This is a genomic window from Pseudoalteromonas sp. SR45-6 (assembly GCF_014163545.1).
Taxonomy (GTDB): domain Bacteria; phylum Pseudomonadota; class Gammaproteobacteria; order Enterobacterales; family Alteromonadaceae; genus Pseudoalteromonas; species Pseudoalteromonas rhizosphaerae.
On the sequence record NZ_JACJDM010000001.1, the window covers coordinates 235,339 to 248,800 of the forward strand.

The 13,462-nt window shown below is 39.7% G+C and carries 13 protein-coding genes; 7 read left to right on the plus strand and 6 right to left on the minus strand.

Going from position 1 to position 13,462, the window contains the following annotated elements; genetic code table 11:
- Window positions 1-41: 41 nt before the first annotated feature.
- On the minus strand, window positions 42-1,112 hold the full coding sequence (locus H5158_RS01120) for a DUF3083 family protein (protein WP_182717859.1): 1,071 nt from the start codon (window positions 1,110-1,112) through the stop codon (window positions 42-44).
- A 511-nt stretch (window positions 1,113-1,623) separates the two neighbouring features.
- On the opposite strand from H5158_RS01120, the gene glnS reads away from it, so the two are divergent.
- A complete protein-coding gene (glnS, locus tag H5158_RS01125; RefSeq protein WP_145233878.1) occupies window positions 1,624-3,285 on the plus strand; it encodes a glutamine--tRNA ligase in 1,662 nt (553 codons plus the stop codon).
- A 90-nt stretch (window positions 3,286-3,375) separates the two neighbouring features.
- Here glnS and fur read toward each other — a convergent pair whose 3' ends face one another.
- The 5 genes from fur to H5158_RS01150 all read right to left on the minus strand — a co-directional run bounded on the left by fur (window position 3,376) and on the right by H5158_RS01150 (window position 5,911).
- Window positions 3,376-3,816 carry a ferric iron uptake transcriptional regulator gene (fur, locus tag H5158_RS01130; RefSeq protein ID WP_145233880.1) on the minus strand — a complete coding sequence of 147 codons (441 nt, stop codon included), beginning with the start codon at window positions 3,814-3,816 and terminating at the stop codon, window positions 3,376-3,378.
- Between the two features lie 186 nt (window positions 3,817-4,002).
- Window positions 4,003-4,530: a flavodoxin FldA gene (fldA, locus tag H5158_RS01135; protein WP_149981079.1), complete on the minus strand. Its 528-nt coding sequence runs from the start codon at window positions 4,528-4,530 to the stop codon at window positions 4,003-4,005.
- A gap of 14 nt (window positions 4,531-4,544) precedes the next feature.
- Window positions 4,545-4,823, minus strand: coding sequence for a LexA regulated protein (ybfE, locus tag H5158_RS01140; RefSeq protein ID WP_016709654.1), 279 nt, complete (start codon window positions 4,821-4,823; stop codon window positions 4,545-4,547).
- Between the two features lie 2 nt (window positions 4,824-4,825).
- Window positions 4,826-5,047: a DUF2788 domain-containing protein gene (locus tag H5158_RS01145; protein ID WP_054204660.1), complete on the minus strand. Its 222-nt coding sequence runs from the start codon at window positions 5,045-5,047 to the stop codon at window positions 4,826-4,828.
- Window positions 5,048-5,146: 99 nt separating this feature from the next.
- Window positions 5,147-5,911, minus strand: coding sequence for an alpha/beta fold hydrolase (locus H5158_RS01150; RefSeq protein WP_182739278.1), 765 nt, complete (start codon window positions 5,909-5,911; stop codon window positions 5,147-5,149).
- 141 nt (window positions 5,912-6,052) lie between these two features.
- Here H5158_RS01150 and seqA point away from each other — a divergent pair, with 141 nt between their 5' ends.
- From seqA to H5158_RS01180, 6 genes are all read left to right on the plus strand, one after another.
- Complete coding sequence (gene seqA / locus H5158_RS01155; RefSeq protein WP_182717858.1) at window positions 6,053-6,637, plus strand: replication initiation negative regulator SeqA; 585 nt, start codon at window positions 6,053-6,055, stop codon at window positions 6,635-6,637.
- A gap of 10 nt (window positions 6,638-6,647) precedes the next feature.
- Window positions 6,648-8,285, plus strand: coding sequence for a phosphoglucomutase (alpha-D-glucose-1,6-bisphosphate-dependent) (gene pgm / locus H5158_RS01160; RefSeq protein ID WP_182739263.1), 1,638 nt, complete (start codon window positions 6,648-6,650; stop codon window positions 8,283-8,285).
- A gap of 84 nt (window positions 8,286-8,369) precedes the next feature.
- Window positions 8,370-9,422, plus strand: coding sequence for a succinylglutamate desuccinylase (astE, locus tag H5158_RS01165; RefSeq protein WP_145233889.1), 1,053 nt, complete (start codon window positions 8,370-8,372; stop codon window positions 9,420-9,422).
- Window positions 9,423-9,683: 261 nt separating this feature from the next.
- A complete protein-coding gene (locus H5158_RS01170; RefSeq protein ID WP_182739264.1) occupies window positions 9,684-10,898 on the plus strand; it encodes a thiamine pyrophosphate-dependent dehydrogenase E1 component subunit alpha in 1,215 nt (404 codons plus the stop codon).
- Window positions 10,898-11,875: an alpha-ketoacid dehydrogenase subunit beta gene (locus H5158_RS01175; RefSeq protein ID WP_145233893.1), complete on the plus strand. Its 978-nt coding sequence runs from the start codon at window positions 10,898-10,900 to the stop codon at window positions 11,873-11,875. The genes H5158_RS01170 and H5158_RS01175 overlap by 1 nt, the downstream gene beginning before the upstream one ends.
- An 8-nt stretch (window positions 11,876-11,883) precedes the next feature.
- Complete coding sequence (locus H5158_RS01180) at window positions 11,884-13,461, plus strand: dihydrolipoyllysine-residue acetyltransferase (protein ID WP_182739265.1); 1,578 nt, start codon at window positions 11,884-11,886, stop codon at window positions 13,459-13,461.
- Window position 13,462: the final 1 nt, after the last annotated feature.

Genomic DNA, 13,462 nt, shown 5'->3' on the forward strand with positions numbered 1-13,462 from the left:
CTGAACTTAGCTTAAGGGGGTCATTATCGACAAGCTCGCTATTATAGATAATGATTGATATGTTGAAAAAATCGCACAGTGATATCTTGGCGCTCTTTATTAATAGATAATGGTTCGATGAGTGTACGGATCACACTTTCAACTTGATTCATAAACCGACCGTGGCCAATTCCTTGTTCGTCTTTTTCACTGGCAACAATAACAAAATGCAGTGAATCTACTAGTTTTTCATCATGCCAATAATGACTGTATTGCGTTTTTTGATCGTCGGTTGAAAAGCTCAGCTTTTGCAATTCATGATTGCCATCGTTGTTATCAGTCTTACTGTTTCTAATTATTGGCATCGTACCATTTGCTATCATCGCCGCTAAATGTAAATTTTTGGCGGCGCATTGCTGAATAAATGCGTCATAAAAATACTGGTAAAACTCTGTGAATGTTGGCTTATTAAGTAAATGATGAAACTGAGTTTTAATGGTACGTGTTATTGGGATCGCAAATGTCGTATAAGTCATCTCATTATGTTCTGCGGGGAGTGTACAATGGCGGCTTTGGTAGCGAGGGTAGAGTCCTCTAAGTTTATAACCGTAGCTTTCTTTACATCCTTTCGCTTTGGCGAACAAGTCATAGGTTAAATGCTGATGATCACGCACTTTTATTGCTGTTTCATCGATCAATAATGTGCTTTGTAGGTATTCGAGTACTTTTTTAACACGGGTATGGAATATAGCAGCATTCGCACGCAAGTCTTCACCAGTAGCAAGGAAGAGCAAGCGAATTTTTTTACTGGGTTTGCTGCTGTCGTAAATGCATTTATGCGCTTCATGGTAACGCGGGTTATAAAAGAATAAAATTTGCTTTTCTGTTTGTAAACAATACGACTCTTCATGAAACCTAACAACGGGAAGCTTATCGTTTGCTATCAAATGTACATTGTGTAGCTCGTATTCATCACATGAGGAGAATAGCTGTCGTGCTAAACGTTCATAACATTGCTGTATATTGCTAAAACGTGCGTATAAATCGGCACTGGGTACGAACTCCGCTAAGATATATTGGTTTGCGCGTGCAGTAGTTGGGATATAAACGCGATGCTGTGAAAGTGAAGCCATTATTTTCTCCTTAAAAGAATTACTTTAATGACGCCACTGTAGCTTGGTTGAATGACTGTTTTATTGCGCTAGAACAATTTATCGCCATTAAGAGGTTAAATAACAACCCAGACGTGGTTCTTCAGCTAGTATTTTCCGCTAAGTACACAGTATGTAATAAACCCGCATCTATTACTGTATGTTAAGGTTTGTTTTTATAATATACCCAAACCACCTCAATATGCAGAATTCAGCGTTTCACAGGGGCTTAATATCAAGGCGTTACTTTGCAACAATGATAGTCCCTTTTAAGAAGTAACAACGATGAGAGTAAATGCCTGCGAAACGCCCAACGGGTTGGTTTAAAAGCGATTTATACTGCGTTATTGATTTTACCAATAGAACCACTATTATTTGCAATCAATGCCTTGCCTAAATCGCTTTTAATTCCAACTGAAACTCGCATCTTGGGGTGGTTTGGGTATAATGCAGTAGTTTTGTCACCATGCACTATTGTGAGGATTGTATTCCTATGGCGGAAATTGAGAATCGCCCAAGTAACTTTATAAGAACCCGTATTGATGAAGATTTAGCATCAGGTAAACATGCGTCTACACATACTCGTTTTCCACCAGAGCCAAATGGTTTTTTACATATTGGTCATGCTAAATCAATTTGTTTAAATTTTGGTATAGCGCAAGACTACAGTGGTCAATGTAATTTACGTTTTGATGATACTAACCCTGAAAAAGAAGATATTAACTACGTTAATTCAATCAAAGAAGATGTTCAGTGGTTAGGTTTTAACTGGGATGGTGAAATAAAGTATTCGTCAAATTATTTTGATACTTTGTATGACTATGCTGTAGAGCTTATCAATAAAGGCTTAGCCTATGTTTGCTTTTTAACAGCTGATCAAGCGCGTGAATATCGCGGCACGTTAAAAGAGCCTGGTAAAAATAGTCCAACCCGTGATACTAGTCCTTCAGAAAACCTAGCACTATTTGAAAAAATGCGTGCTGGTGAATTTAAAGAAGGCGAGTGTGTACTACGTGCAAAAATCGATATGGCCAGCTCATTTATGGTGCTGCGTGATCCTATTATTTATCGTGTTCGATTTGCACACCATCATCAGACCGGTGATAAATGGTGCATTTACCCAATGTATGACTTTACGCACTGTATCTCAGATGCGCTAGAGGGCATTACCCATTCATTGTGTACACTTGAATTTCAAGATAACCGCCGTTTATATGATTGGGTGTTAGATAACATCAGTCTTGAATGTCATCCACAACAAATTGAGTTTTCAAGGTTAAACCTTGAATACACTATAATGTCAAAGCGTAAGCTAAATGATTTAGTGGTCAATGAGTATGTTGAAGGGTGGGATGATCCGCGTATGCCTACCATTGCAGGTCTTCGCCGTCGTGGTTATACACCAGCATCAATTCGTGAATTTTGCTTACGTATTGGCGTAACCAAACAAGAAAACATGGTTGAAATGGGCATGCTTGAAGCCTGTATCCGTGAAGACTTAAACGAACATGCTCCACGTGCCATGGCCGTTCTCGATCCGGTTAAAATCATCATTGAAAACTATGCTGTTGATACCGTTGAAACCTTATCAATTGCAAATCATCCAAATGATGAAAGTATGGGTCGTCGTGATGTTCCGTTCACCCGTGAAATTTATATTGAACGTGAAGACTTCAAAGAAGAAGCAAATAACAAATTCAAGCGCTTAGTACTTGATAAAGAAGTTCGTTTACGTGGTGCTTATGTTATTAAAGCAGAGCGTGTTGAAAAAGACGAAAATGGCGAAATAACCACGATTTTCTGTAGCTATGATCCACAAACGCTGGGCAAAAATCCAACTGATGGACGTAAAGTGAAGGGCGTTATCCACTGGGTGTCAGCCAGTGAGTCAATCACCGCAGAAGTTCGTTTATATGATCGGTTATTCAGCGTACCAAATCCTGCAGCAGCTGAAGACTTTGCAACAACTTTAAATCCTGATTCATTAGTGGTTTTAGCAAACGCAAAACTTGAGCCATCACTTGCTAATGCAGAGCCTGCACAAGGTTTTCAATTTGAACGTACAGGGTACTTCAGCCGTGATACTAAGTCAGAGAACATTGTTTTTAACCAAACAGTTGGTTTACGTGATTCTTGGACTAAAACGCAGCAGTAGTTTTTTATCCCTTCGCTCAAAGGCGAGGGGATAAAAGTAACAGACATAAAAAAACCTGCAATTTGCAGGTTTTTTTATTCAGCTAAAAAATTATTGGCTATCAGCAAATGCTTTACATGCTGCAGTGTCAGTACACTCGCCATACAGATAAAGAGAGTGGTTGGTTAATTTAATACCATTTTCTTCTGAAATTTCAAGTTGACGACGTTCAATCATTTCATCTTCAAATTCAACAACTTTACCACATTTTAAACATACAAGATGATCATGGTGTGTGCTACCAGAGAGTTCAAATACTGACTTACCGCCTTCAAAATGGTGACGGCTAACAATACCCGCATCATCAAATTGGTTAAGTACGCGGTACACAGTAGCAAGGCCAATTTCTTCACCTAGGTCCAAAAGAATTTTGTAAACATCTTCAGCGCTGATGTGTTGGTTATCTGGAGATTGTAAAATCTCTAAAATTTTAATACGCGGCAAAGTTACTTTTAAGCCGGCTTTTTTTAATTCCAAGTTATGATCAGTCATTAAATCTGTCTCAATTATATTTGGTTATACTAGACACCTTACAAAGATGTACACGACACATTAGCAACGATAAGAATAACGTGCCTAGTCATTAAGTGCAAAGATCAATTGCTAGAAATACTTATAAAATGTGTAATAGGAAAACGAACGTCACTATTTTATACGATTACTAGCAATAAAGTGCATTTAATCAGCAAGTTCACTTAAACACATTTCTTCATAAACTTGTGCTGACCATGCTTTTACACGTTGTTCAGTAAGCTCTGGTTGACGGTCTTCATCAATGCCTAAACCAACAAAATGGTTGTCATCAGCCATGCCTTTCGAGGCTTCAAAATCATACCCTTGTGTTGGCCAATGACCCACAACAATAGCGCCACGCTCAGTAACGATGTCATTGATCATACCCATCGCATCAAGGAAGTATTCAGCGTAGTCTTCTTGATCGCCACAGCCAAAAATAGCCACAAGCTTGCCATCAAAATCAACTTCTTCTAATTCAGGGAAAAAGTCATCCCAATCACATTGTGCTTCACCATAATACCAAGTAGGAATGCCAAATAAGATTAAATCAAATTCTGCGATCTGTTCTTTTGAACTTTTAGCAATATCATGCACAGCCACTAACTTTTTACCCAATTCTTTTTGGATCATTTTAGCTACGTGTTCTGTGTTACCTGTGTCACTTCCGAAAAAAATACCTACACTTGCCATGGATTTAAAACCTTTTATCTATCAATAGCCAATCTTTCTTGTAAAATAGTTTCAATCAGCGCACTGCGGCTAATATTTTGTGCATCGGCCATATCGCTTAACGCTTGATATAACTGCGATGAAACTTTAAATTCGACACGCTTTAAACCACGTGCTTTATCTCTTTTTATTTGATTACGTTTATTTACCTTTAACTGAACCTCCCTTGGTAGGGGATTCGTTTTTGGTCTGCCGGGGCGTTTTTCGTATTCAAATAAATCGAGCGTTGTTCTATCTGTTTCAGACTTAGCCATGGTTAACCCACACCCGCACCTTGCCAAAAAACTTGAATAAGTCCTTTAGCGATAAAACCAGAACACCCTAAAAATAGCACAAGCCATACTACATAACGGCCAAATTTAGGCACATTACCTTTTTTTAGTACGTCTTGGATAGCCATACCGATAAAAAAGAACACACCGGCTAAGCCAAAGTACAACCCAAGGGTATCAAATTCGTTAATTAACTGACTGACCATCAACGTATAACCTTTAAATTAAACGGCGCGTACTATAGCATATAAAATTGTAATAATTTAGTGCGCTAAGTCAAAAATACGTGATTAAATTTTGCTTTATTAAGCCATTAAAAAATCATTGATAGACTTATTAACCGCCATTGGTTTTTGGGCATGCAACCAATGACCTGCGCCATGAATAATTTTTGCTTTTGCGTTGCTAAATTGAGCCATAATAGCTTCACGATATTCAGGCAATATATAATCAGAATCGTTCCCTTTGATAAATAAAGTATCGCATAAACAAGAATCATTTGCTTTAATATTTGCTAAAATATTGCGATATTTTTCACTTAGGGTAGTCAAATTAAAGCGCCACTGCAGTTCACCAAGTTCGTTTTTCGCATAGCTTTTTAGCAAAAACTGGCGAACACCTAATTCAGGTATTAGCTGCGTCATTAATTTATCCGCTTCTTTGCGGTCATTAATAGCATGGCTTTTTACCAGCTTTAATGCCGCAATGATATCATCATGACGACTTTGATATGCAACAGGAGCGATATCTAATACTACGAGCTTATTTACTGAGCTTGGATTAATATGTGCTATTTGCATAGCAACTTTCCCGCCCATAGAATGACCGACTAAATGGGCTTTATCAATACTTAAATGGTCCATTAAGGCGAGTACGTCGTCAGCCATTGCCGAGTAATCCATAATATCACTGTGTGGTGAACGGCCATGGTTACGTAAATCAAGATTCGTTACTGTAAAATTTTCTGCCAATGCATTGGCTATAACATTTAAATTTTCCAGTGAACCAAACAATCCATGGATCAAAATTACATGCGGCCCTTGGCCAGTTTGTTTGTAATTTAACAGCATCACAGTTTCCAAAAACAATTTCATAAAAGTGTGCCTAGTTTGCCTAGTGAAATAACAAATTGCAAAACATAGAGAATTAAATCAGGTTTGGGTATAATCAGCATGGATGAAAAAAATGTGACCCGTAACGACAGGAATAACATGAAAAAAATTGACATAGACGACGAGTTATATCAATACATTGCAAGTAACACTCAAAGTATAGGCGAAAGCGCCTCAACTATTTTACGTCGTTTATTAAATATTCACGGCGAAAATGATTTAGCCGCGCAAGAAAAACCAGAACAGCCCGTCACGCATGAGGTTGCAAAGACGACTCAAACAACTGAACACACCTCATCGACCGAGAATAAAAAGTCAGCCGCTGTCACACCATTGACACAAGCGCATGCCAGTGTTTTTAATATACTCAATAAAGAAGAGTTGGCGATGCAAAAAGGCGTAGTAGGGCGCTTTTTGTTTATTTTATCTGCTTTACATAGAACTCATAAAACTGATTTTTCAGCGGTATTGGATGTGCAAGGGCGTGATCGCGTTTACTTCGCAACCAGCAAAGAAGCGTTAGTAAACAGTGGCAGCAGTATGAATCCAAAAAACATTACCGACAGTGAATACTGGGTAATGACCAACTCAAATACTACCCGTAAGAAAATGATGCTACACGAAGTGGCACTTGGCTTAGGCTATAGTGCTGAACAAGCTGAAAAAATTCGAGACTACTTATAAAGGAAATGTAATGGCGATTCATTCCGGTGCAGGGAAACCTGCAACACAATCAGATTTAGTAAATGTACCAAAATTAGTGTCTGCTTATTATTTAAATGAACCCGATCTAGAGCAAAACCCTGAACATTGTGTTGCTTTTGGTACTTCAGGGCACCGAGGTTGTTCATATGATGTGAAATTCAATGAATCTCACATTCTCGCCATTACTCAAGCAATTTGTGATTACCGAAAACAAAATAATATTTTTGGACCGCTATTCTTAGGTAAGGATACGCACGCGTTAAGTGAGGCGGCTTACAATTCAGCGATTGAAGTGCTTGTTGCTAACGAAGTACAAGTGATCACGCAAGAAAACGACGATTTTACACCTACACCGGTGATTAGCCACGCGGTCGTGTGTCATAACAAATTACATCCTCATGAATTAGCTGACGGTATTGTTGTTACACCTTCACATAATCCTCCAGAAGACGGCGGTTTTAAATATAACCCACCTAATGGTGGCCCGGCAGATACTGACGTTACTAAGTGGATAGAAGACAGAGCAAATCAACTACTACTAGAAGATTTAGTTGAAGTTGAGCTATTCCCATTTGCAAAAGCAGCCCGTTCAGGTTTTATTAAATACCAAGATTTAATGACTCCTTATATTGAAGATCTGATTAATGTTGTTGATGTAAAAGCGATTGCAAAAGCAAATATTAAAGTGGGTATTGATCCGCTCGGTGGTTCAGGGATCAACTTTTGGCCTATTATCGCCGAAAAATTTGCTTTAGATTTAACAGTCGTCAATGAAAGTGTCGATCCGCGCTTTGCATTTATGCCACTTGATAAAGATGGCAAAATTCGTATGGATTGCTCATCACCTTATGCGATGGCAAACTTAATCGCCCTTAAAGATGATTTTGATATAAGCATTGGCAATGATCCAGACTATGATCGCCATGGTATTGTAACTCCTGACGGCTTAATGAATCCTAATCACTTTTTAGCGGTTGCCATTGATTACTTATTAAATCATCGTGATTGGTCCAAAAACGTTGAAATTGGCAAGACACTTGTTTCAAGTGCGATGATTGACCGAGTAGTTGCCCGTAATAATCGTCAAGTGCGAGAAGTACCTGTTGGTTTTAAATGGTTTGTCGAAGGGCTAAGTACTGGAACACTCGCGTTTGGCGGTGAAGAAAGTGCCGGGGCATCATTCCTTCGTTTTGACGGTACAGTATGGAATACCGACAAAGACGGTTTCATCATGGGATTATTAGCCGCGGAAATTTTAGCTGTAACAGGAAAAACCCCATCAGCACTTTATAAAGAGCTTGAGCTCGAATTTGGTGCGCCTATATACAAACGTATAGATGCGCCTGCAAGTTCTGCCCAAAAAGAGCGACTTAAAGGGCTAAGTGCGAAAGATGTTACGGCAGATACAATTGCGGGCGAGCCTATTTTACAAAAGCTAACTCATGCGCCTGGAAATAATGCCGCTATTGGTGGTTTAAAAGTAGTTACTGAAAACGGCTGGTTTGCAGCGCGTCCATCAGGTACTGAAGACATTTATAAAATTTACCTTGAATCATTCAAAGGTGAAGAACATTTAGCGCTATTAGAAAAAGAAGCCAAGAAGTTGGTTGATTCAGTGATTAGTTAATAACGCTTAGACTATTTTATAACGGCTGATTTATTCAGCCGTTTTTGTTTCTCATTTGCATAATAATATGAAGGCATTTGGATTATGACAGCCAACTCAGAGTATTTAAACGAATTACAACAGCAAGGCGATTTTTTAACTCTCAGCCGTAATAATGAATGGCATTTAGCACCGAGTGCTTTTACTTTAAGTAATGGTACCACTGTAACTATTCATGACACTGGCGTTATAGAGTTTCAACCAAAATGCGCTACTACAATCGATGTGGTACTTTCAAGTGCGATCCATGGTAATGAAACAGCACCTATTGAAATTTGTGATGAATTAATTAAGCGTATTATCTTAGGCGATTTACAACTAGCACAGCGTGTACTGTTTATTTTTGGTAACCCGCAATCAATTAATATTGACAAGCGTTTTGTAGAAGAAAATCTAAACCGTTTGTTTAATGGTCATCACACTGTCGAAGGTGTAAAGATGAATAATGAGCGCACACGAGCGGCCAAGCTTGAACAATATGTTAGTGACTTTTATCAACGCGGCGGGCAGCAGCGAGAGCGCTGTCATTACGATTTGCATACTGCTATTCGTGGTTCAAAAAATGATAAATTTGCTGTATATCCCTTTTTACATGGTAAACCGTGGAAAAAGTCGCAACTACAGTTTTTATTAAGCTGTGGAGTAAATACGGTGCTAATGATGAAATCACCAGCCACCACTTTTAGTTACTATTCTTCTTTTGTTCATGGTGCAGATTCATTTACCGTTGAACTTGGTCAAGTAAAACCGTTTGGTGAAAATGATATGAGTCGTTTTGCGAAAACCAAAGCGACCCTAATCGCATTAATTAGCCAAAAAGAAGTGATATATAAAGAATTTGATGCAAGTGACTTTGAGTTATTTGCTGTGCACCGATCAATCAATCGCACTGAACACGATTTTTCGTTTCCTTTTTCGGATGATGCCGAGAATTTTACCGGGTTTAGCAAAGGTGATTTACTCGCAACGGATGGTCAGACCTGTTATTACGCAGATGTTGAAGGCGAAGCAATTATATTTCCTAATGCCGATGTTGCCCTTGGACAACGTGCACTATTAACGGTAATACCATTACAACTGACTGATAATATTATTTAATTTGTTGCTTTGCCGATCAGCTCAAATCGTTAACTATATGATTGTATATACTTTATGCTCTTGTATAGTTAACTTTCCAATGCCACTGTCGCCAATTAACTTTGTTTCGTCTATGATTAGTTGAATAACACTTTACGTTAACGTAAAGTGTTAGCAGCTTTAATTTAAATACAGTACAGTTTCTGCAAAGTTTATCCTGCAGAGCACAGCCAATAATAACAACTGACTTGTACTGTTTACGACAACAAAAGAAGGTAGGTTATGAGCAATCCAAATAACGTATCGCTGAATATTAGTCATGATCTCTCATTTATTGACGGTCATGCCTTAAATATTCCGACCTTGAGTATTTTAAACGAGGATGGCGATATCCACGACGGTGCAACAGCCCCCGATATTGATGAAAGTACTGCGCTGCGCTTGTATGAAACAATGCGTTTTATTCGTGCACTTGATGAGCGTATGCAAGCTGCTCAACGCCAAGGCCGGGTAAGCTTTTACATGCAATGTTTAGGCGAAGAGGCGGCAGTGACAGCGTCTGCTGCGGCACTTGATCAAGACGATATGATCATGGCGCAATACCGCGAGCAGGCTGCACTTCATTATCGTGGCTTCACACTTGATCAGTTTATGAATCAAATGTTTTCAAATGAGTTGGATTTAGGTAAAGGTCGCCAAATGCCAATTCACTACGGTTCAAGTGCACTTAATTACATGACTATCTCATCGCCGCTAGGCACTCAAATACCGCAAGCAACTGGTTACGCGTACGGCCAGAAAATTAAACACATAGATGAAAAATCAGGTGAACTAAGCTCAACGATAGATAACATAACTATATGTTACTTTGGCGAAGGGGCTGCTTCAGAAGGAGACTTTCATGCTGGTTTAAATATGGCCGCAGTGCATAAGTCACCGGTTATATTTTTTGCTCGCAATAACGGTTATGCGATTTCAACCCCTGCGGATGAGCAATTTAAGGGCGACGGCATCGCTTCTCGTGGCGTAGGTTATGGTATTAAAACGATTCGTGTTGATGGTGCTGATGCACTTGCTGTTTATGCCGCAACTAAAAAAGCCCGTGAACTTGCCACTAAAACAGGTGAGCCGATTTTAATTGAATCGATTGCATATCGCCTTGGCGCGCATTCTACATCAGATGATCCTAGTGGCTATCGTTCAAAAGACGAAGAAGCAAATTATCAATCTTGTCCAATCGAACGTTTTCGCAAATGGTTAATTAAGCAAAACTGGCTTAATGAAGAAGAAGACAATAAAGCCAAAGAGCAAATTCGTGATGATATCCTAGCCGCATTAAAACGCGCTGAAGTGATTGCAAAACCGGCCTTAGAAGAGTTGGTGTCGGATGTATATGATACACCGATCCCTTCTTTGCAACGTCAATACGAGCAATTGAAAACGCATATCAAGCAACACCCCGATGCTTACCCAGTGACTGCAGGGAGAATTAAGTAATGGCTAAAATGAATATGTTACATGCGATTAATTCAGCCCTTGATATAACCATGGCTGAACATCCTCAAGCGTGTATTTTTGGTGAAGATGTTGGCTATTTTGGCGGCGTATTTCGCGCAACGTCTGGACTACAAGAGAAATATGGTCAGCACCGTGTATTTAATACACCATTAACCGAACAAGGGATCATGGGTTTTGCTAATGGCTTAGCAGCGTTTGGCGCACCAGCACTTGCTGAAATTCAATTTGCCGATTATATATTTCCAGCCTTTGACCAAATAGTAAATGAGTCTGCTAAATTTCGTTATCGTAGCGGTAACGAGTTTAATGTTGGCAACCTGACTATCCGTACTCCTTACGGTGGTGGTATTGCCGGTGGTTTATATCATTCGCAATCACCTGAAGCTTATTTTGCACATACCCCGGGACTTAAGATTGTTGTCCCTCGCAACCCTTACCAAGCAAAGGGCTTATTACGTGCTGCAATTAAAGATGATAATCCAGTTATTTTCTTTGAGCCTAAACGTTTATATCGTGCATCAACGGGTGAAGTTCCTGAACAAGATTACAGCATTGAACTGGGTAAAGCTGAAATAGTTAGTGAAGGTACGGATGTAACACTACTTGCTTGGGGCGCACAGATGGAAATCATCGAAGATGCTGCAAAACGTGCAAGTGAGCAAGGTATTAGTTGTGAAGTGATTGATCTACGCAGTATTTTACCATGGGATATGGAAACGATTGTTAACTCAGTGACAAAAACAGGGCGACTTATTGTTAGCCATGAAGCACCAATCACTAATGGTTTTGGTGCAGAAATTGCGGCGACAATCCAACAAGAATGTTTTTTGCATTTAGAATCACCTATCTTACGTGTTTGCGGCTTAGATACTCCGTATCCATTAGCGCTTGAAAAAGAATATGTACCTGATGCGTTGAAAGTGCTCGCAGCAATCAAGCAATCGGTCGAATTTTAGGAGTCATCATGGCAAAAGATTTTATTTTACCGGATATCGGTGAAGGTATCGTTGAATGTGAAGTTGTTGAATGGTTAGTAGCCGAAGGCGACACCGTAGCTGAAGATCAACCGATTTGTGATGTAATGACAGACAAAGCACTGGTGCAAATTCCTGCGGTTCATGATGGTGTGATCAGTAAGCTCTATTATGCTAAAGGGGATATTGCTTTAGTGCATGCCCCGCTGTTTGCAATGGATGTAGCTGGTGAGACTACAGCCGATCATACTCAACCAGAAACAACCAGCGCGATAGAACACACGCAAACAAATACTCACGCTGAAGTCGTTGAGGATTTTATCCTTCCCGATATTGGTGAAGGAATTGTTGAGTGTGAAATTGTTGAGTGGTTAGTCAGCGAAGGCGATTTGATAGAAGAAGACCAAGCCGTTTGTGATGTAATGACAGATAAAGCACTGGTACAAATTCCAGCTAAATATACCGGCACAGTGGTAAAACTTTATTATGCTAAAGGGGATGTTGCACAAGTACACAGTCCACTTTTTCAAATGTCGATTGCAGGCACTCAAGCAAACGTTGTCGATATCAATGATGCATTAGTGAAAGCACAAACCAAAGCGGTAGAGCAAAAAACAGCAGTAGTTGAAAAGTCAGTGACAGCCCCTGTAATTAATAAAAAGGCGGTCGCATCACCGGCAGTAAGACGCAAAGCACGTGAACTTGATGTTGATCTAACCACAGTCCCAGGCAGTGGTAAGAATGGCCGTATTTACAAAGAGGACATTGAACAGTTTGTGAAAGGGGAAGTGCCAAATAGTATTGATACATCACCACTGCAAACGAAGCCTGACGTTACGAAAACCACAGCTAGCGACACTGGCGGCATGCGCATTGAGCCAATTAAAGGCATCAAAGCAGCAATGGCTAAACAAATGGTTGCTTCGGTAACGACTATCCCACATTTTACATTTTGTGATGAGATTGATTTAACAACTTTGATTGCTTTGCGCAGTGATTTAAAAGAGCAATATAAGCAACAAGGCGTTAAATTGACAATGATGCCATTTTTCATCAAGGCCTTATCGCTGGCTATGAAAGAATTTCCGGTATTAAACTCGAAAATAAATGATGAATGCACTGAGCTTAGCTACTTTGATGATCACAATATCGGTATGGCAGTTGACTCTAAAATTGGTTTGTTAGTGCCAAATATCAAACAATGTCAAACAAAGAGTATTGTTGATGTAGCCAATGAAGTAACGCGATTGACGGATGCTGCCCGTGAAGGACGTGTTAGCCCTGACGATCTCAAAGGCGGCACAATTAGCATTTCTAATATTGGTGCGATTGGCGGAACAGTTGCGACGCCAATTATCAACAAGCCAGAAGTGGCGATTGTGGCATTGGGTAAATTACAACATCTACCGCGTTTTGATGCCAAAGGGCAAGTGGTGTCTGCTGCAATTATGCAAGTTAGTTGGTCAGGCGATCACCGAGTGATTGATGGGGCCACGATAGCGCGATTCAATAACTTGTGGAAATCGTATTTAGAAAACCCAGCCAAAATGATGATGGCAATGAGTTAAG